Origin of the sequence: Pseudomonas sp. PHC1 (assembly GCF_046487845.1) — a bacterium.
GTDB classification, from domain to species: Bacteria; Pseudomonadota; Gammaproteobacteria; order Pseudomonadales; family Pseudomonadaceae; genus Aquipseudomonas; species Aquipseudomonas sputi.
This window is the reverse complement of the sequence record NZ_JBJXHJ010000006.1, coordinates 232,344-250,635: the sequence shown is the minus strand read 5'-3', so window position 1 is coordinate 250,635 and position 18,292 is coordinate 232,344. Positions and strand designations below refer to the sequence as shown.

The following is an 18,292-nucleotide window of genomic DNA, read 5'->3' as shown; positions in this document are numbered from 1 at the left end:
TGAAACGAAATCTCCTGAAAGTTCTACCGTCGGCGAAAGCCTGATCCAGAACCGAGTCGGATCATAAAGGCTTAAAGTTGCGCAAAAAGTTGCGCACATACCCTGAAGGCCACGGTTTATAAGGGCTGTTTGAAGTTGCTACGAGATGTTTCTTGGCAAAGTGATATCACTTTTGCTGATGTTTCCACGTGATTGTCGATCCCGTCAGGCAGTAGAGTGGAGCGCTGACAGGAACCTGAGCGCAGGAAAACAGATGGCGAAGTTCTACGATGCACGGGGCAATATCTACGGCGTGGTTTCACCCCGACAAGTATGCGAGGCGGGCATCACCCTGCCGGCCAGCGCTGAAGACGCCGCTTCCTCCAGAGCAGCGTGGAGCGAGCGGGTCATAGAGACATTTTGCCAATGGCCGGACGGGATTCGTCCCGCCGGCGCCAAACACCATCGCAGCGATGGCTTGCTGATCGGCCCGTTTCAATCGTCGCCACCTTTCGATCTGCTGATCGTCAACACCGACGGCACGCTGGCCGAGCGGAGTGGCAACGGTTTGACGATTTTCTCCCAGGCGCTGCTTGAACAAGGTTTGATGCCGCAAGAGGGCGCGATGCTGCGGGTGCATCACGACAAACAGGATGCGCCGTCGCCTGTGCCGACCACGGTCAAACCGGCTGTAGTGGCAGGCGTGCAAGGCTTCTGGCTGGATCTCGGCCAGCCCGGTTTCGGCCCGGCAGCGGTCGGTGCGCTTGGCGTTGAACCCGTGTCTTTAAATGGTGTTGAGGTCAATCGCATCGAGCCACTGGCACAACTCGATACCGCTTGGACGCACAGCCAGTTCGTGCGAATCGGCAATCCGCATTGCGTGACGCTGGTGCAGGATGAAGCCGCATTGCCGAGCAACGCACAGATGCTTGAATCGCCGCTTTCGGACAGTCTGACCGCCATCGCCTACGCCCTGCCCACCGGCGCCGGCCAGCCGTGCCCGGCCGGGGTCAATCTGCAATGGGCGACGCGCGTCGGGGATCAACGGATTGTGGCGCGGGTGTTCGAACGGGGCGAAGGTCCGACCGCCTCATCCGGCACCAGCGCCAGTGCGGTGGCGAGTGCGGCATGGCGGGTGGGCTGGGTGGCGGCGGGAGAGGTGCGAGTGGTGATGCCGGGCGGGACGGCGCCGATCCTGCTGGAGGAGCGCGACGGAGAACTGGCCGGCGTGCGTCTGTTCGGTACTGCAGTGCGCGATGAAACTCGCTGAAACCTCAAGATCAGAAGCGCCCGACAGTGGCGCTCACGGCTCCGCTGGTAAAGGTGTTGTTCGCGCCCGCCTGCCAATGCACCGCCGCCGGCGTCTGTCCCCGCACGATGCACTTCCATTCGAGCTTTTGCTGGCCCGGCACCTCCACGGTTGTGCTCCAGCGGTTGTTGTTCAGTGTCAGCGCTATTGCATGCTGTGGATCCCAGGCCCCGAACTCCAGCGATGAACCCGCCGCATAGACGCGTTCACCGGGCTGCGGATTGGCGTTGTCGCAATGCACGTTGACTGCCACAGTCGCCGGTTCTACAGGGCCGCTCCAGATCCGGATATCGCCTTTATCCCAGTTCAAGGTCGGTGCGCCCATGCCTTGCGGCAACTGTTGCAGATCGGATTTGAGGGCGATCACCAATGTGCCGCGTACACCTTGTGTGGTGGCGACCAGTCCCGAATAGGCAGTGTTGAAGCGAATCGGCGAATCAGCACGGATACCTGCGCTCTTGCGCAGTTTGATCAATTGCCGGATCAGTTGATCACGCTGCCAGTCATACATGTGCGGCCAGTAAACGGCCGGCGTGCCGGGACTGCTGAGGATGTAGGCGTAAGCCAGATTGACCAGTGGATCGGGCAACGCCCAGTGATGTTGGCCGCCGTAGGCACCAGGTGAATAACCGGTGTCGTGATTGTCGACGAAGGTCACGGCGATTTCGCGCCAGGCACGATTCGGATTGCCATTCAAACCGTGGCGCCAGTCGGCGAGCTGACCGTTTTGCATTCGCTCCTTGAGGGCAAAATCAAACACCGTGCAGTGCGAGCGATCCGACCAGTCCTTGAGCACATCCTGCCAGCTTGCATTGTGTCGCCAGTCGCCCTGCGGATATTCGTCGGGGCCTTTCCAGTTTTCGCCGACGCAGAATTGCTGGTTGCCGAAGGCGTTCATCCAGCGATCCACCGTTTCCGGCGCATAACCACGGACGAAGTCGAAGCGCAGGCCTTGAGCACCGTAGTTGTCGCGCAGATTGATGAATTCTTTTTTGAAGGCGTCGAAGACTGTCGGATTGGCCGTGTTCAGATCCGCCGAGCCATCCATGAACGCATCACCTTCATCACATTGCATGCAGTCATGCCGCCATTCGTTGCTCCCTCTCGGGAACATCGAATAGACCGCTTTATCGCTCATGTGATTGGGCACCACGTCGTAGACGACTTTTACACCCGCGTTGTCGAGCGCCAGTACCGCTTGTTTGAGTTGCTGATCAGTGCCGTAACGACTGTTCTTGTCGAAGCTGTTCCAGAAATATCCTTCACCGCCGCCGGCAGCCGTGGGTGTATTCCACTGCGAAGCGTCAGTCCATGGTGGCGGCATCCAGATCCGGGTGAATCCGTCGTTGCCGATGGCCGTTGCCTGTTGCGCCAGTACCGAATACCAGGGGATTGGATGGCGGCTTGAATTCCAGTGGAAGCCTTGGAGCAGAATTTCTTCACCGCTGCCGTTGCGAACGCCGGCCATCGCCGCTGTCGCCGTGGCGATGGCCAGTGAGACAGCGAAAACCAGGCGAAATGATGAAGTCCCTTTCATGGTCGTCCCCCCGGGAACGATGGATCCCTTGGGGCTTACTGTGAGCCGGCTCGCGGCGCTTGTCGCCTGTCAGATCTGACAGGTCGGCTCTATCGTTTTGCGATAAAGCCGACTCGATCCATAACCCTGAAACCGTTCATTGGCCCTTGAACAGTTTCACGGTGGCAACCATGTCATCGACCACCGTCACATACAGCAGGGCTTTGGGCTGCGTCTCGGGGCTTTGAAAACACTCGACGATCACAGCCTGCGCTGTGCAGGCTTGCAGCGCCAAATGGTCCGCGTGCCGCAGTTGGCGTTTCACGGCGGCGCTCAGCGGGATCGGTGAATGGCCCGCGCGAACGTCTGCGCAAAATCTTGAAGTGACTTCTCTGGGCGTGGGGAGTGGTGGTGATTCAAGGCCCGCGTCTGCAAACAGATGATTGAGCTGCTCCGCCGCGCTGACCGCTCGGGGGAAACCGGCGAAGGCCGAAGCCTGCAGCAGTACTTCAGTCAATTCACCCGGTGCGAGGCCCGATGCCAGGCCGGTTTTGAGGTGCACGCTCAGCGCAGGCCCGACCATGCCCGAGGCGACAATGGCGGCAAAGGACACCGCTTCGCGCAATCGCGGATCAAGACCAGGCCGCGAGTGTAAATGTCCGTACACCACGCCGACGGCCAGTTGGCCCAATGCGGGAACGGTATGGAACAAGGCGTCGAGCCTGGCCCCGCCATTGGGTACGAGTTCGACAAACGTATGGCGGCCTTCCTGGTAAAGGGTATCGATGGGATCGGAAGTTGTTTTTTGATTCATGTTGCGTCCTCACGGATCAATGAGGATGGCAGCGGAGCAACAGCGCGCGAACTACGGCATGACAGGCGTCCATCGGAAGAAGTCGGCGCCGTTGCGGCGCCGACTTCTCCACCTTAGACGAATTCCACCACGGGCATCTGCCGCTTCATCAGCACTTTGCCGCCACGGATCGAATACAGCGGCAGGCCCTGGCTGCGGATCACTTCGTAATCGCTGTCGGCCGACAGGATCAACAGGTTGGCCGGGCGGCCCTGTTCCAGGCCGTAGCGCTCACCCAGGTGCATGGCTTTGGCGCTGTTGTCGGTGACCAGATCCAGCGCGCTTTGCAGGTTGCGGTAACCGAGCATGTGGCAGATGTGCAGGCCGGCTTCGAGGACCCTCAGGATGTTGCCATTGCCCAGCGGATACCACGGATCGACGATCGAGTCCTGACCGAAACAGACATTCATGCCGGCTTCGAGCAGTTCGTTGACGCGGGTTACGCCGCGGCGTTTCGGGAAATTGTCGAAGCGACCTTGCAGGTGAATGCTTTCGGTCGGGCAGGAGACAAAACTGATCCCCGAATGCCCGAGCAGGCGGAACAGTTTGGCGCAGTAGGCGTTGTCGTAGGAGCCCATCGCCGTGGTGTGGCTGGCGGTCACAAGGGCGCCCATGTCGCGACTGCGGGCCTCTTCGGCCAGCACTTCGAGAAAGCGCGAATGCGGGTCGTCGGTTTCGTCGCAGTGCACGTCCACCAGGCAACCGGTGCGTTCGGCCAGGTCCATCAGGAACTTCACCGAGCTGACGCCCTGGTCGCGGGTGTATTCGAAATGCGGAATCCCGCCGACCACGTCCGCGCCCATGCGGATTGCTTCTTCCATCAGCTCGCGACCGTTACGAAACGACTCGATGCCTTCCTGGGGGAACGCGACGATCTGCAGGTCGATCAGGTGACGGCTTTGCTCGCGCACTTCAAGCATCGCTTTGAGTGCGGTGAGTTGCGGGTCGGTGACATCAACGTGCGTGCGCACGTGCTGGATGCCATGGGCGGCCAACGTCTGAATGGTTTTCTTCGCCCTGGTTTTGGTGTCTTCCTGGGTGATGGTGACCTTGCGCTCGCCCCAGCATTCGATGCCTTCGAACAGCGTACCGCTCATGTTCCAGCGCGGCTCGCCGGCGGTCAGGGTGGCGTCGAGGTGGATGTGCGGCTCGACGAAGGGCGGCACCACCAGATTGCCGCCGGCATCGAGGTCGTCGGGGCCCAGGGGCGGCGCTTCGGTCTGGCGCGCGATGCTGCGGATCAGGCCGTCTTCGAGGTGCAATTCGTGCAGACCTTCCTGGTTGCGCAGTCGGGCGTTGATGATGTGCATCGGGCGAATCCTTTTATAGATCTTGTAGAGGGGCGGCCGCGTTGCGGGTGCCCAGCAGGCCGGTCACTGCGATATACGTTAACGCGGCAACGGCGATGCCGACCAGCGGCGCGACCCACGGCGAGCCGAACGCCGCGACGGTTCCGGCTGCGTAAGCCGCCAGCCCCGGCCAGTTGAACGTCGGTAACCGTGTGTCGGCCAGACGCGGATAACGCCCGCGCCAGCGGAAGAAGAAGTCCGCCATGATCACCCCGCCAATCGGTGGAATCACCGTGCCGAGCAGGATCAGATAAGGCACCAGCATGTCGTACATGCCCAGCAGCGCGAGCACCGTGCCAATCACCGCACCGGCCAGGGTCACGGTCCTGCGGCGCCCGGTGCGCAGCAGGTTGCAGCCGGCGACGGCGAAGTTGTAGATGGTGTTGTCCTGGGTGCTCCAGATGTTCAGCAACAGCATCGCCATCGCCGCCATGGCGAAGCCTTGCAACAGCAGCACTTCGACCACGTCGGGCTGTTGATAGACGATCGCACCATAAGCGCCGATCAGCACCATCAGGCCGTTGCCGATGAAAAAACCGATCAGGCTGGCCAGCACCGCGACCCGCGCCGAACGGGAAAAACGCGTCCAGTTGGTGGCTTGGGTCGCACCACTGACGAAGGTGCCGAACACCAGCGTGATGGCGGTCGACCAGTCCAGCGAACCCGTTGGTACGACGCCGAGCAAACCGTCGAGGCCGCCGATTTTCACGGTCGCCACCCACATCGACAGGATCAGCAGCAACATCATCGCCGGCACCGCGATGTACGACAGAATCTCCAGCCCGCGATAACCGACATACGCCGTGGCGCAGAACACCAGGCCGAACAGCACCATCAGCCCCAGCACCGTGGCTTCATTCAGGTCGAAATACTTGCCCAGCACCACCGCCGCCGTCGCGGTGCCCCAGGCGTACCAGCCGATCTGGGTGAACCCGAGGATCAGGTCGCTGAGCTTGCTGCCGACTTCGCCAAAACAGAAGCGCCCCATCAGCACCGAATTCAGCCCGCTTTTGAAGGCGATGTAACCCAGGCCTGCGGCGTACACGCCGAGCAGCAGGTTACCGATGACGATGACGGCGAGCATTTCGCCGAAATTGAACGCCACGCCAAGCTTGCCGCCGGCGAACATGGTCGCGGTGAAAAAGGTGAAGCCCAGCAGCACCATCGCCGTGGAGGCCAGGCCTTTGCGCGCGTGCATCGGCACTTCGCTGAGGGGGTAATCATTGCCGGGATTATTTTGCGTCATGGGGCGTTCCTTGCTGGAAAGGGGGAGGACGCGAAGAGGTTGCAGCGGTCGTGCCAAACGCGATGTTGCGAGTATTTATAGACGAGGCACGGATGATCGGCGCGAAAGCAGTGCATGGGGCGCCGTACCGAACCATGTGGGAGCAGGGCTGTTCCCACAGGGGCGCGGGATTGATCAGAGAAATCGCAGCAGGGCGGCAACAATGGCTTCAGGCGCATCCTCCTGCACCAGATGCCCGGCATTCGGGATCGGATGAAATTGCGATCCGGGAATCATGCTGTGCAACTCGCGTCCGCGTTCGAGGGGAATCCACTGATCGTCCTCGCCCCAGAGAATCTGCACCGGGCAGCGGATCGTCGGGTACAGCGGCTGGACTTCCAGCGTGTAGCGCTGGTCCATCTGCGCGATCTGCCGGTAGAACGCCGCTTGCCCCGGATCACCCAGCCACGGCTTTACGTAGGGCGCCAGTTCCGCATCCGGAATATCCCGGTGAATCGCCCCGCGAATGTAGGTCGGCACGATGGCGCGCTGGATGTAATCCGGCAGACCGCTGAACGCCGCTTCATGCTGGCGCACGTGCTGCACGAACGGCGAGCCCCAGGGTGTCAGCGCTACCGGATCGATCAGGGTCAGGCTGCGGTAATCCTTGCCGTTGAGCAGATGCGCGCGCAGTGCGGTGGCGCCGCCGAAGTCGTGGGCGACCACGTCCGGCCTTTCCAGTCCCCAATGATCGAGCAACTGCGCGAGCAATTCGTTCTGCACGCCGAGGGAGACGTCGGCGTCCGGTTGCTCGGACTGCCCGTAGCCCAGCAAATCGAAGTAATGCACCCGATGGGTGGCGCAAAAATGCGGCGCGATGCGGTGCCACACGTAGGACGAGAAGGGCGTGCCGTGCACGAACACCAGTGGCGGACCGTCACCGCGCACCCCGTGGCGAATCTGTCGCCCGTTGAAATCAAAGACCTGATCCGGCAGCCAGTCCGTCATGGGCCTGTCCTCTTGGCGGGTTCGAGCCAAAAAGCATAGGCGTAAAAAAACCACCGGTCTCGGTGGTTTTTTGTGTCGCAGGATTTACTCGCCGCGATAGATGCAACCGCTGGTGCAGGTCTCGTGGATGCGGATCGCGCTGAGTTCCGGCAGCAGGGGCTTCAATTCATTCCAGATGAATTTGGCCAGCACTTCGCTGGTCGGGTTCTCGAGGCCCGGAATGTCGTTGAGGTAGTTGTGGTCCAGACGCTCGTACAGCGGCTTGAAAATCGCCTTGATCTCGGAGAAATCACGGATCCAGCCGGTGTGCGGATCGAGGTCGCCGCTCAGATGAATCGCCACTTTGAACGAGTGACCGTGCAGGCGTCCGCACTTGTGGCCGTCCGGTACGTGGGGCAGGCGGTGGGCGGATTCGAACGTAAATTCCTTGAAGATTTCCACAGTGATTTCAGCTCTGTTCAGATGGCGTTCGCCGCAGCGAATTCGGGCAGGCGGCGAGTTTATCAGCTTGTTCCCGGCTGTGCTGACTAAAGGGTCAGCAAGCGTTCGGCGAGGCGACCATTGGCACTCAATTCTAGGAATTCGTCGCCCAGCCGGCGGCTCTCGTCCATCGCTGCGCGCCAGTATTTCTGCCGGCTCGGCGCATCGCCCATGAAGCGCTTGAAGTCGTTACGGTCGGGGAGTTTGCCGTAGGGCAGGCGCGCCAGGTACTCCTTGGACGGCGCCAGCAACAGCACGTCTTGCAAGCGCTCCACCGAGGCTTTGCGCCAGGGCAGGGTCTTGTCGAACCAGCCGGGGATCACCCGGTCGGTGAAGTGCGGGTAGAGCACGATGCCGTCGCCGTTGTAGGGCAGGTCGAGGTGATAGTCCAGCAGACCGCCGTCGCGGAACGTGCCGGCACCGGCGCCCGGCAGGTCGCGTACGCCTTCCATGACCATCGGGATCGAGCCCGAGGCCAGCAGCGCCTGGCGCAGGTTGCCGGCATCGAGGGCGACGAAACGCGACGGGAAATCGTTCAGCGCATGCACTGGCGGCGCCAGGCGCGGGTCGTGGATGATCAGCCGTTCGAAGTGCCGCGACAGCCGCGCGCGGCCGCGCAGGTTGTCGGCGATCACCGAACCCAGCGCCAGCCCGAGCCGGCCGCGATGGTCGTCCGCCAGCCCGCCGTGGCTTTTGACCACCATGATGTTCAAGCGGTAGTGGACGTTGGCCAGAAGGCTGGCATCGCGGCCGTCGAGCAGGTCATCGAGCATGCGCTGCGAACTGCGGCTGACCTCGCCGATGGTCACGCCTTTGTTGAAGTTCTGCTCGGTGTACAGATGACCGAGGCGGCGGATGCCTTCGGCAGCATCCGGCAGGCAGGCGCTGGCGAACCGCCAGGAACCCACTGACGCACCGATCAGCGAACGCTCGCGCGGCGCCGCCGGCAGCCACTCGCCGAACAGCGCCAAATCCAGCCCCTGAATCCCCAGCGCCTTTGGCCCGCCGGCCGCGCCGGGCAGGGTACCGACGTCGGCGGCGTCCAGGCCTTGGGCACGAATGCGCGCCATCGCCCGGGGGCCGGCCTTGAGGGTGAGGGCGGGGAACTTGATGTGAATGGCGGTCATACCGGTCTCGATCGTTAGCAAGCGAAAGATTATAAGCACATGTTGCCGGGCTCTGCAGGGGCAGGCCAAATGATGGCCATTCAGTTTCAGTTAAGTTCGCACCGTTAAGGTGCCGCCCGTAGCAACACATAAAAATACGGAGACGCCATGAAAACCCTGACTGCCCTGACCCTTGCCTCGATCATCGGCCTCACCGCCAGCACCGTTCACGCCCGCGATCTCGGCCCGGATGAAGCCCTGCGCCTGCGCGACGCTGGTACTATCGTCTCCTTCGAGAAACTCAACGCCACCGCGCTGGCCAGACACCCGGGTTCGACGATCACCGACACCGAGCTGGAAGAACAGTACGGCAAGTACATCTACCAGATCGAACTGCGTGATCCGCAGGGGCTGGAATGGGATCTGGAACTGGACGCGGTGAGCGGGCAAGTGCTCACGGATCATCAGGATACGTAATGAAGGTGAATGTTCGCGCCACCCACCGTACGGCACTGGCGCTGGTGATGTTTTGCTCGACGGCCATGGCCCGCGACCTGGGCCCCGACGAAGCCCTCAATCTGCGCAAGCAGGGTGTGATCCTGCCGCTGGAGCAGGTATTGCACCAGGCGATGGACCGTTATCCCGGCGCGAAACTGTTGGAAGTCGAGCTGGAAGAAAAACACGACGTCTACATTTATGAAGTCGAGTTGCTGACCGTCGAAGGTGTGGCCCGTGAGCTGCATCTGAAGGCCGACACCGGCGAACTCGTGAAAGACAAGGAAGATTGACCGATGCGCTTGCTTCTGGTGGAAGACCACGTACCGCTGGCCGACGAACTGCTCGCCGGCCTGCAACGTCAGGGCTACGCGGTGGACTGGCTGGCGGACGGGCGCGATGCGGTCTATCAGGGCAGCAGCGAGCCCTACGACCTGATCGTCCTCGACCTCGGCCTGCCCGGCGTGCCGGGGCTGGAGGTGCTGGCGCAGTGGCGGGCCGGCGGGCTGACGATTCCAGTGCTGATCCTCACCGCCCGCGATTCCTGGGCCGAGCGCATCGAGGGCCTGAAGGCCGGTGCCGACGATTACCTGACCAAACCCTTCCACCCGGAAGAACTGTATCTGCGCATCCAGTCGCTGCTGCGCCGCTCCAAGGGCCAGGCCAACCAGCCGACGCTCAAGGCTGCCGGGCTGCACCTGGACGAGGGCCGTCAGTGTGTTGTGCGCGACGGCGCCGACGTTCAGCTGACCGCTGCCGAATTCCGTCTGTTGCGCTATTTCATGCTGCACCCGGAGCAGATTCTTTCCAAAAGCCACCTCGCCGAACACCTCTACGACGGTGAAACCGAGCGCGATTCCAACGTGCTGGAAGTCCACGTCAATCACCTGCGGCGCAAGCTCGGCAAAAGCGTGATCGAAACCCGTCGCGGTCAGGGTTATCTGTTTGGCGGACAGGCTTCGTGAGATCGATCCAGCGCCGCTTGAGCCTGGGGTTGATCAGCGTGCTGGTGGTGGTCGGCGTGCTGCTGGCGCAAACCAGTCTGTGGCTGTTCGAAGTGGGGTTGCAGCGCTATCTCGAAGCCGGGTTGCGCAACGACAGCGAGAGCCTGCTGGTGGCGCTGGTTCGCGGGCCGCAAGGCTTGCAGCTGGATGAGCGGCACTTGTCGCCGGCCTATCAGCGACCGTTTTCCGGGCATTACTTTCGCATCGATTTCGCCGACAGCCACTGGCGCTCCCGTTCGTTGTGGGATCAGGATTTGCCGTTGCTCGAACGCTCCGGCCTGCACAGCAACCTGCAACTGGGGCCGGACGGTCAGCAACTGCTGGTGCTGCGTTCGGACTATCGACGGCTCGGCCAGTCGATTTCCATCAGCGTCGCCCAGGATTACACGCCGGTGCGCGAGAGCTTCCAGCGCATGCGCCAGATCGGTCTCGGCCTCGGGCTGGCCGGGTTGCTGCTGATTCTGTTGTTGCAACGCCTGACCGTACGTCGTGCGTTGCGGCCGCTGGAAAAGGCTCGCGAACAGATCGCCCAGTTACAGCAGGGCCAGCGTTCACAACTCGATGAACAAGTGCCGGCGGAACTGGAACCGCTGGTGGCGCAGATCAACCATTTGCTGGCGCACACCGAAGACAGCCTCAAGCGTTCGCGCAATGCCCTGGGCAACCTCGGGCATGCGCTGAAAACCCCGTTGGCGGTGCTGCTGAGTCTGGCGTCGAGTGAACGGCTCGACGCGCACCCGGAGCTGCGCAAGATCCTCAAGGAACAACTGGAGCAGGTTCAGCAACGGCTGAACCGCGAGCTCAACCGTGCACGCCTGTCCGGCGATGCGCTGCCGGGGGCGCTGTTCGATTGCGACGCAGAGCTGCCGGGGCTGCTGTCGACATTGAACATGATCCATGGTGAACATCTGGAACTGAGTTATGTGGCCCCGCCGGGCCTGCAACTGCCCTGGGATCGTGAAGACTTGCTGGAGCTGCTCGGCAACCTGCTGGACAACGCCTGCAAATGGGCCGATGCCGAGGTGCGGCTGAGTGTGGTTGAGCGTACGGACGGCTTCGCCCTGATCGTCGAAGATGACGGACCGGGGATTCCCGAATTGCAGCGTGCTCAGGTCTTCAGTCGTGGTACGCGACTGGACGAGCAGACCGACGGGCATGGCTTGGGGCTGGGGATTGTGCGGGATATTGTCGAGACTTGGGGTGGGTTGCTGGTGATGGGCGAGAGTGAGTGGGGCGGTTTGAAGGTGGTGATCGAGTTGGCTAAACGCTGATTCGTGTCACGCCACAACCCTGTGGGAGCTGGCTGGCTCTCACAGGGATTTTGAGGTGGACCTCAGACCCGAAACTGATCCATCAGACTCTGCTGCTGATTCGCCAGGCTATTGAGCGATTGACTCACCCGCGCCGATTCATTGGCCTGCCCCGACAGCGACTCCGTCACATCACGAATCGTCGCCACGTTGTTGTTGATCTCTTCGGCCACCGCGCTCTGCTCTTCGGCAGCGCTGGCGATCTGCAGGTTCATGTCGCTGATTACCGTTACCGCGTCGCCGATCTGGCGCAGCGCGGTCACGGCCTGGCCGACCTGTTCGACGCTGCCCTGGGCCTGACGATGGCTGTTGCCCATCGAACCGACCACATCCTGGGTACCGGTCTGCAGTTGTTCGATCACTTGGCGGGTTTCTTCCACCGATTCCTGAGTGCGGCGGGCGAGGTTGCGCACTTCGTCGGCGACCACCGCAAAACCGCGTCCGGCTTCACCGGCACGGGCGGCTTCGATGGCGGCGTTCAGCGCCAGCAGGTTGGTCTGTTCGGCGATGGCGCGGATGGTTTCCAGCACGGTGCCGATCTTCTCGCTGTTGGCGGCCAGGCCTTCGACCTGCGCCATCGCCGCGCTCATGTCGGCGGCGAGGGTGTCGATGCTGGCGGTGGTGCGGTCGATCACGGTCAGGCCCTGACGGGTAGCGCGGTCGGCATCCTTGGCCGCTTCGGCGGCTTGTGCCGCGCTGCGGGCCACGTCCTGGGCGGTGGCGCTCATTTCGTGGGACGCGGTGGCCACCTGATCGACCTGACGGTATTGCTGCTCCATGCCGGCACTGGTCTGGGTCGCGATGGCCGAAGACTGGTCGGCGGTGTTGCGTGCGTCCTGCACCGAGCGTTTCACCTCGGCGATGATCGGTTGCAGCTTGTCGAGGAAGCGGTTGAACCAGCCGGCCAACTGGCCGAGCTCGTCCTTCTTGTCGTAGGCCAGACGCCGGGTCAGGTCGCCTTCGCCGCTGGCGATGTCTTCGAGCATGCGCGCGACGCCGAGGATCGGTCTGGTCACGCTGCGAGCCATCAGCCACACCAGCAACAGGCCGATCAGCGCCGCGAGCGCGCCCAGGCTCAGTTCGATCAGGGTGCCCGAGGTGTTGCTGGCATCGAGTTGCTGCTTGAGCGCTTCGGCGCGACTGACCAGAACCTTTTCCGGAACGTCGAGCAGCACGCCCCAGGACGGGCCGCCGGGAATCGGCTGGAACGGCGACAGCACTTTCAGTTGCGCGTTGCTGTGCAGGCTGCTGACGGTGTTGCTCGAGGCGAGCAGACGCAACAGTTCGGCGCCGCTGGTGGTGTCCACCGCATCCAGGCGCTGGCTGAGTTTATTGGCGTCCGGGCTGTAACCGGCGAGCAGGCCGGCGGGGCTGATGATGCTCACGGCGGTCTGGCCGTCGTAGAGCTTTTTGCTGGCGCTCTGGCTGATTGCTTGGAGGCTGTTGAGGTTGATGTCCACCGACAGCGAGGCGATGACTTTGCCATTGACCATCAGCGGGAACACGATGCTGGTCATCAGCACCTTTTGCCCGTCGATTACGTAGAAGTAGGGTTCGATCACGCACGGCTTGAGCGTGGTGCGCGGGCAGGTGAACCAGGCGTTGGCGGCCTGACCGCTGGGGCCGGTGCTGGTGTCGGCCATGTCGCTTTCCGGCAGGGCCATCGAGGTTACCTTGCCCGGCGTCGGCTGCGACCAGTACAGGGCGAAGCGGCCCTTGTCGTTGCTGCCTAATTCACTTTGATCCGCAAACAGTTCGTCCTTGCCGTCCAGCGCGTTGGCTTCGAACACCAGCGACAGGCCGAGCAGATCCGGGTTGGCCTGCAGCGCCGATTTCACCTGACGGGTCATGTCTTCGCGCAGGTCAAAGGCATCGAGGAAACGCTTCTCGGCCTGTTCGCGCAGGAACAGCACCTGACGCGAGAAACCGTGGCCATATTGATAGGCGTCCATGAACTGCTGGCGAATGCCGGCGGCCTGGACTTCGCCCTGGGATTCGATGCGGGCCTGGGCCGATTCGGTGAGCATTTCCATGCTCGACGCTTTCACCAGTTCGGAACTGTGCTCCATGCGATACAGCGAAAGACCCACCAACAGGGTCACGATACCGGCCAGGCAGAGCCCGGCGAGCAGGGTGATTTTCCATTGGATGGAAAGTTGTCTGAGTGACATGGAAACGTCCTTATTCGATAAATATCTGAGACTTTGCACTGTAACGGCCGCGTTTCGGCTTTCTTTATGGCGTCAATGCAATAGGGCGAATTGACGCATGTTGTGGCGGATATGCCCTGTTCGGCGGCTGGATCATGGAAAGTTACACTGTGTTGCGACCAGTCGCTTTGACACTGCGCCCGCGCTGCGGCACAGTGCGCGCCCTTCTAATAAGACCCTCTATGCAAATCCGCTGACGACCCTCGCGGCTTGTCGGTCGGACTCATCCTGTCTGGCGGTGGATGGCTTTACCGTCGCGTTTTCGAGGTAGTGAAATGAATGCAGTGATTGCTGCGGTCGGCGTCATGCTGATCCTCAGCCTGTCCCGGGTGCATGTGGTGATCGCGTTGATCGTCGGTGCGCTGGTCGGCGGCCTGACCGGTGGTCTGGGCATCGACGCCACGCTCAAGGCTTTCAACAGTGGCCTGGGTGGCGGGGCGACGGTGGCGTTGTCCTACGCGTTGCTCGGCGCTTTCGCCGTGGCGATTGCCAAGTCCGGCCTGGCCCATGCGCTGGCCGACAAGGCGCTGACGATGGTCGACCGCCAGCATGCGACCGGTGGCGGCAGCGTCAAATGGGTGCTGATCGGCCTGCTGTGGGTAGTGGCGATCGCCTCGCAGAACATCCTGCCGATCCACATTGCGTTCATTCCGCTGCTGGTACCGCCACTTCTCTATGTACTGACCAAGCTGCAACTGGACCGGCGTCTGATCGCCTGTGTCATGACCTTCGGCCTGATCACGCCGTACATGTTCCTGCCGGTGGGCTTCGGCAATATTTTTCTCAATGAGATCCTGCTGGCCAACGTTGCCCGCAGTGGCGTCGACATCAGCGGGATCAACGTCACCCATGCCATGGGTATTCCGGCGCTGGGCATGCTGGTGGGGCTGGGCATCGCCTTTATCAGTTACCGCAAGAAGCGCGTCTACGACCTGAGAAAAATCGGGCAGGTCGAGCAGGTGGCGGTGCAATACAACCTGCGAAGCCTGTTGATCGCCGGTGTCGCCATTGCCGCAGCTTTCATTATTCAGTTGCTGCTAGATTCGATGATTATCGGGGCGCTGGCCGGTTTCCTGATCTTTTCGGCGTCGGGCATCGTCAAATGGCGCGAGACGGATGACCTGTTCACCGAAGGCATGAAGATGATGGCGATGATTGGCTTCATCATGATCGCCGCCTCCGGCTTCGCCGAAGTGATGAAGGCCACCGGCGAGGTGCAGACCCTGGTTGAGTCGTCGGCGTCGTGGATCAATCACAGCAAGGGCATCGGTGCCTTGCTGATGCTGCTGGTCGGTCTTCTGGTGACCATGGGCATCGGCTCGTCGTTTTCCACGGTGCCGATCCTGGCGGCGATTTTCGTGCCGCTGTGCGTGCAACTGGGCTTCAGCCCGATGGCGATTGTCTGCATCGTCGGCACGGCCGGTGCCTTGGGCGATGCCGGTTCGCCCGCGTCGGACTCGACCCTCGGCCCGACCTCCGGCCTGAACATCGACGGCCAGCATCACCACATCTGGGACACCGTGGTCCCGACCTTCCTGCATTACAACCTGCCGCTGCTGGTATTTGGCTGGGTGGCCGCGATGGTCCTCTGACCTGATCGTTCCCACGTCGAGGCGTCGAACCGTCCGCGTGGGAACGCCTCCTGTGACGCTTTGGGACGCGGAGCGTCCCGGGCTGCATTGCCACGCAGAGCGTGGGAACGATCTGAGGTAAAACTCAACTTTTGGCTTGGCGTGCCGTTAAAGCCTTTAACCACGCCAACAAAACCAAAAGAGTGAGCCCCCATGCGCCTGAGTCTCAAGGCTAAAGTCCTGTCCCTTGCCGTCCTTCCGGTCTTGCTCTTTGCGCTGGTGATCAGCCTGACCACGCTGTTCATCCTTCAGGAGCAGGCGCGCAAGGAAGTCGAACAGACCCGCGAACGCCTGCTCGGCGATGCCAAGGCCACCCTGGCCAGCTATGTCGCCGTGGCCATGACCACCATCAAGCCTTTGTACGATGCCGCCGCCCCCGGTGACACCGAGGCGCGGGCGCAGGTGATCAAGCTGCTGTCGAGCATCAAATACGGCAAGGATGGCTACTTTTTCGGCTACGACTCCGAGACCGTTCGCCTGTTCAAGGCCAACGACCCCGAAGGCGTGGGCAAAAGCTTCAAGGACAACCGCGACCCGAATGGCGTCTACGTCAACCGCGACCTGGTAAAAGTGGCGAAGGACGGCACCCACTACCTGCAATACAGCTCGCCGCTGCCGGGCAACGCGCAAGTGCTGGTGCCGAAACTCGGTTACACCGAATACCTGGCGAAGTGGGACATGGCAGTCGGTACGTCGGTCAATCTCGATGGCATCGAAGCGCAAGTGGCGGTGGTCGAGGCCAAGGTGCAGGAGCGCATGCAAGGCGTGGTGCTGAGCATCGTTGGCGTGGCGGTGGTGGTGCTGCTGGTGATCGCGGCGGCAGGGATGCTGCTGGCCAACACCATTCTGCGACCGCTGACCCTGATGAAAGCCAACCTCGATGACATCGCGGCGGGCGAGGGCGACCTGACCCGGCGCCTGACCATTACCAGCCAGGACGAACTCGGCGAACTGGCCGGCTCGTTCAACCGTTTCGTCGACAAGATCCACAGCCTGGTGCGGCAGATCACCGAGATGACTTCGCAGCTGACCGGGCTGGTGACTCAGGTGTCGGATCAGGCCCAGCGCTCCGATCAGGCCATGGAGCGTCAGCGCCACGAAACGGATCAGGTCGCCACGGCGATCAACGAGATGTCCGCCGCCGCCCAGGAAGTCGCCAAGAGCGCACAGAACGCCGCCGTCGCCGCGCAACAGACCGATGAGGAAGGCCAGACCGCCAAACGTGTGGTGGCCGGCAGCATCCAGCAGATTCACGCGCTGGTGGACGACATCCGCAGCAGCGGCGTGTCCCTCGACAGCCTGCAACAGGACGTGTCGTCGATTGTCGGCGTGCTCGGGGTGATCCGCTCGATCGCTGAACAGACCAACCTGCTGGCGCTCAACGCCGCGATCGAAGCGGCACGGGCCGGCGAGGCCGGGCGCGGGTTTGCGGTGGTGGCGGACGAGGTGCGGGCGCTGGCGTCACGCACGCAGATCAGCACGCAGGAAATTCAGGGGATGATCGACCGTTTGCAGGCGGGGACGCAGTCGGCGGTGGAGGCGATGCGCCGTTCCAGCGAGGCGGGTGACGGCACGTCGGCCCAGGCCAATCAGGCGGGGGCATCGCTGGATGCGATGGCGGACCTGATTGCGACGATCAACTCGATGAACGCGCAGATTGCCAGTGCCGCCGAGGAGCAAACGGCGGTCGCGGAAGAGATCAACCGCAGCGTGCATCAGATTGCAGTGGCGGTGGATAACGTGGCGGATGAGACACAGTTGGGGGCGCAGACTTCGCGCAGTCTGGCGGATCTTGGGCAGCGGCTGGGCAAACTGGTCGGCCAGTTCCGTATCTGATGGCGTAGTCGGGACAGACCGTCAGGGTCTGTCCCAATACGGCACCTCGCCAAAACACTCAATGAAGAAATCAATCACCGTCCGCACCTTCACTGACAGCCTCCGGCTCCCCGGCCACAGCACCGCAATCTGCTGCGGTTCAAGGCTGTTTGAAACCTGATAATCCCCCAGCACCGGCACCAGCGTACCTTCACGCACCGCCTCGCCGATCAGCCATGACGGAAACATCACCAGTCCCAGCCCTTGCACCGCAGCCTGGGTCAACGTGTCTGCGTGGTTGCCGGTAATCGGGCCCTTGACCGAGTACGGCGTCCACTCGCCCTGATCCTGTCGGAAGAACCAGCGCTGCAGGCCGGTCGCGCCCTTGTAGGCCAGGCACTGGTGGCGGGCGAGGTCTGCGGGCTGCTGCGGGGTGCCGAAGCGCTCGAGATACGCCGGGCTGGCCGCGACCTGAAAGCGATGCGGTGCCAGGATCCGCGCCTGCATGCTCGAGTCGTGCAGCGGGCCGATGCGAAACAGCAGGTCGGCGCCTTCCTGCAGCGGATCGACGTAGTGGTCGGTCTGCTGGATGTCCAGTTGCAGCTTCGGATAGCGCTCGCACAGACGACCCAGCCATGGCGTCAGGTGGCGCTGGCCGAACACCACCGGGGCGTTGATTCGCACCAGACCGGTCGGTTCGCTTTGCTGTTCCTGCAACGCCTGTTCGGCTTCCTCCAGTTGCACCAGCACCAGCCGCGCGTGATGGCCGAGCATGCGCCCGGCTTCGGTTGGCGTCACCGCGCGGGTGTGGCGGTAGAGCAACTGCTGGTTCAGCGCTTGCTCCATCAGCTGGATCTGCCGGGAAATCGAGGAGGGTGCCACGCCTTCGCGGCGGGCGACCTCGGAAAAACTGCCGTGGTCGAGTACGGCCACAAACAGCCTTAGCGCCTTGAATCCCAGTTCGTTGAGCCCGTGCATGGTGTGTCCTGCTGTGCGAGTTGC

General features: G+C 62.3%; 16 protein-coding genes and 2 pseudogenes. 8 read left to right on the top strand and 10 right to left on the bottom strand.

Translation table 11 applies throughout. The features are described from left to right. Nucleotides 1-253: 253 nt before the first annotated feature. Complete coding sequence (locus ACKJSM_RS11640; protein WP_410237502.1) at nucleotides 254-1,249, top strand: diaminopimelate epimerase; 996 nt, start codon at nucleotides 254-256, stop codon at nucleotides 1,247-1,249. 10 nt (nucleotides 1,250-1,259) lie between these two features. On the opposite strand, the gene ACKJSM_RS11635 is transcribed toward ACKJSM_RS11640, so the two are convergent. The 7 genes from ACKJSM_RS11635 to ACKJSM_RS11605 form a co-directional block, all read right to left on the bottom strand. Further along, the gene (locus tag ACKJSM_RS11635; protein WP_410237501.1) at nucleotides 1,260-2,825 is read right to left on the bottom strand and encodes a glucan 1,4-alpha-maltotetraohydrolase domain-containing protein; all 1,566 of its coding nucleotides are present in this window, start codon (nucleotides 2,823-2,825) and stop codon (nucleotides 1,260-1,262) included. Between the two features lie 136 nt (nucleotides 2,826-2,961). Then, nucleotides 2,962-3,618: a carboxymuconolactone decarboxylase family protein gene (locus ACKJSM_RS11630; RefSeq protein WP_410237500.1), complete on the bottom strand. Its 657-nt coding sequence runs from the start codon at nucleotides 3,616-3,618 to the stop codon at nucleotides 2,962-2,964. A gap of 113 nt (nucleotides 3,619-3,731) precedes the next feature. Then, nucleotides 3,732-4,967 (bottom strand): cytosine deaminase, encoded by a 1,236-nt coding sequence (gene codA, locus ACKJSM_RS11625; RefSeq protein ID WP_410237499.1) that lies wholly within the window; start codon nucleotides 4,965-4,967, stop codon nucleotides 3,732-3,734. Nucleotides 4,968-4,980: 13 nt separating this feature from the next. Then, nucleotides 4,981-6,252, bottom strand: a complete 1,272-nt coding sequence (codB, locus tag ACKJSM_RS11620) for a cytosine permease (protein ID WP_410237498.1) — start codon at nucleotides 6,250-6,252, stop codon at nucleotides 4,981-4,983. A gap of 174 nt (nucleotides 6,253-6,426) precedes the next feature. After that, the gene (locus ACKJSM_RS11615) at nucleotides 6,427-7,239 is read right to left on the bottom strand and encodes an alpha/beta fold hydrolase (protein ID WP_410237497.1); all 813 of its coding nucleotides are present in this window, start codon (nucleotides 7,237-7,239) and stop codon (nucleotides 6,427-6,429) included. Nucleotides 7,240-7,323: 84 nt separating this feature from the next. Beyond that, the gene (gene queD, locus ACKJSM_RS11610; protein WP_007955941.1) at nucleotides 7,324-7,680 is read right to left on the bottom strand and encodes a 6-carboxytetrahydropterin synthase QueD; all 357 of its coding nucleotides are present in this window, start codon (nucleotides 7,678-7,680) and stop codon (nucleotides 7,324-7,326) included. Nucleotides 7,681-7,766: 86 nt separating this feature from the next. Continuing rightward, nucleotides 7,767-8,846, bottom strand: coding sequence for a patatin-like phospholipase family protein (locus ACKJSM_RS11605; RefSeq protein ID WP_410237496.1), 1,080 nt, complete (start codon nucleotides 8,844-8,846; stop codon nucleotides 7,767-7,769). Between the two features lie 147 nt (nucleotides 8,847-8,993). Between ACKJSM_RS11605 and ACKJSM_RS11600 the strand changes: the two genes are divergently transcribed. The 4 genes from ACKJSM_RS11600 to ACKJSM_RS11585 are packed head-to-tail and all read left to right on the top strand — an operon-like array spanning nucleotide 8,994 to nucleotide 11,595. Further along, entirely contained in the window at nucleotides 8,994-9,302 is a 309-nt protein-coding gene (locus tag ACKJSM_RS11600; protein ID WP_410237495.1) for a PepSY domain-containing protein, read from the top strand. Next, entirely contained in the window at nucleotides 9,302-9,613 is a 312-nt protein-coding gene (locus tag ACKJSM_RS11595; RefSeq protein WP_236177325.1) for a PepSY domain-containing protein, read from the top strand. The genes ACKJSM_RS11600 and ACKJSM_RS11595 overlap by 1 nt, the downstream gene beginning before the upstream one ends. Before the next feature lie 3 nt (nucleotides 9,614-9,616). Continuing rightward, the gene (locus tag ACKJSM_RS11590; RefSeq protein WP_410237494.1) at nucleotides 9,617-10,285 is read left to right on the top strand and encodes a response regulator transcription factor; all 669 of its coding nucleotides are present in this window, start codon (nucleotides 9,617-9,619) and stop codon (nucleotides 10,283-10,285) included. Beyond that, entirely contained in the window at nucleotides 10,282-11,595 is a 1,314-nt protein-coding gene (locus ACKJSM_RS11585) for a sensor histidine kinase (protein WP_410237493.1), read from the top strand. The genes ACKJSM_RS11590 and ACKJSM_RS11585 overlap by 4 nt, the downstream gene beginning before the upstream one ends. Before the next feature lie 62 nt (nucleotides 11,596-11,657). Here the strand turns inward: ACKJSM_RS11585 and ACKJSM_RS11580 are convergent, their stop codons facing one another. Continuing rightward, nucleotides 11,658-12,413, bottom strand: a complete 756-nt coding sequence (locus tag ACKJSM_RS11580) for a methyl-accepting chemotaxis protein (protein WP_373874275.1) — start codon at nucleotides 12,411-12,413, stop codon at nucleotides 11,658-11,660. 102 nt (nucleotides 12,414-12,515) lie between these two features. Continuing rightward, a pseudogene (locus ACKJSM_RS11575) lies at nucleotides 12,516-12,662 on the bottom strand (HAMP domain-containing protein); the annotation flags it as partial. A gap of 1,457 nt (nucleotides 12,663-14,119) precedes the next feature. On the opposite strand from ACKJSM_RS11575, the gene ACKJSM_RS11570 reads away from it, so the two are divergent. The 3 genes and pseudogenes from ACKJSM_RS11570 to ACKJSM_RS11560 all read left to right on the top strand — a co-directional run bounded on the left by ACKJSM_RS11570 (nucleotide 14,120) and on the right by ACKJSM_RS11560 (nucleotide 17,311). Beyond that, complete coding sequence (locus ACKJSM_RS11570) at nucleotides 14,120-15,436, top strand: Na+/H+ antiporter family protein (RefSeq protein ID WP_410237492.1); 1,317 nt, start codon at nucleotides 14,120-14,122, stop codon at nucleotides 15,434-15,436. A 192-nt stretch (nucleotides 15,437-15,628) separates the two neighbouring features. Then, nucleotides 15,629-16,405, top strand: a pseudogene (locus ACKJSM_RS11565) (cache domain-containing protein); the annotation flags it as partial. 84 nt (nucleotides 16,406-16,489) lie between these two features. Further along, nucleotides 16,490-17,311: a methyl-accepting chemotaxis protein gene (locus ACKJSM_RS11560; protein WP_410237544.1), complete on the top strand. Its 822-nt coding sequence runs from the start codon at nucleotides 16,490-16,492 to the stop codon at nucleotides 17,309-17,311. Between the two features lie 21 nt (nucleotides 17,312-17,332). Here the strand turns inward: ACKJSM_RS11560 and ACKJSM_RS11555 are convergent, their stop codons facing one another. Further along, complete coding sequence (locus ACKJSM_RS11555) at nucleotides 17,333-18,268, bottom strand: LysR family transcriptional regulator (RefSeq protein WP_236177336.1); 936 nt, start codon at nucleotides 18,266-18,268, stop codon at nucleotides 17,333-17,335. Nucleotides 18,269-18,292 lie beyond the last annotated feature (24 nt).

Excerpts from the sequence above, each read along its gene's own strand:
- ACKJSM_RS11640 (WP_410237502.1), top strand. The coding sequence starts at position 254 with ATGGCGAAGTTCTACGATGCACGGGGCAATATCTACGGCGTGGTTTCA.
- ACKJSM_RS11635 (WP_410237501.1), bottom strand. The coding sequence starts at position 2,825 with ATGAAAGGGACTTCATCATTTCGCCTGGTTTTCGCTGTCTCACTGGCC.
- ACKJSM_RS11630 (WP_410237500.1), bottom strand. The coding sequence starts at position 3,618 with ATGAATCAAAAAACAACTTCCGATCCCATCGATACCCTTTACCAGGAA.
- codA (WP_410237499.1), bottom strand. The coding sequence starts at position 4,967 with ATGCACATCATCAACGCCCGACTGCGCAACCAGGAAGGTCTGCACGAA.
- codB (WP_410237498.1), bottom strand. The coding sequence starts at position 6,252 with ATGACGCAAAATAATCCCGGCAATGATTACCCCCTCAGCGAAGTGCCG.
- ACKJSM_RS11615 (WP_410237497.1), bottom strand. The coding sequence starts at position 7,239 with ATGACGGACTGGCTGCCGGATCAGGTCTTTGATTTCAACGGGCGACAG.
- ACKJSM_RS11605 (WP_410237496.1), bottom strand. The coding sequence starts at position 8,846 with ATGACCGCCATTCACATCAAGTTCCCCGCCCTCACCCTCAAGGCCGGC.
- ACKJSM_RS11600 (WP_410237495.1), top strand. The coding sequence starts at position 8,994 with ATGAAAACCCTGACTGCCCTGACCCTTGCCTCGATCATCGGCCTCACC.
- ACKJSM_RS11595 (WP_236177325.1), top strand. The coding sequence starts at position 9,302 with ATGAAGGTGAATGTTCGCGCCACCCACCGTACGGCACTGGCGCTGGTG.
- ACKJSM_RS11590 (WP_410237494.1), top strand. The coding sequence starts at position 9,617 with ATGCGCTTGCTTCTGGTGGAAGACCACGTACCGCTGGCCGACGAACTG.
- ACKJSM_RS11580 (WP_373874275.1), bottom strand. The coding sequence starts at position 12,413 with ATGGAGCAGCAATACCGTCAGGTCGATCAGGTGGCCACCGCGTCCCAC.
- ACKJSM_RS11570 (WP_410237492.1), top strand. The coding sequence starts at position 14,120 with ATGAATGCAGTGATTGCTGCGGTCGGCGTCATGCTGATCCTCAGCCTG.
- ACKJSM_RS11560 (WP_410237544.1), top strand. The coding sequence starts at position 16,490 with ATGACTTCGCAGCTGACCGGGCTGGTGACTCAGGTGTCGGATCAGGCC.
- ACKJSM_RS11555 (WP_236177336.1), bottom strand. The coding sequence starts at position 18,268 with ATGCACGGGCTCAACGAACTGGGATTCAAGGCGCTAAGGCTGTTTGTG.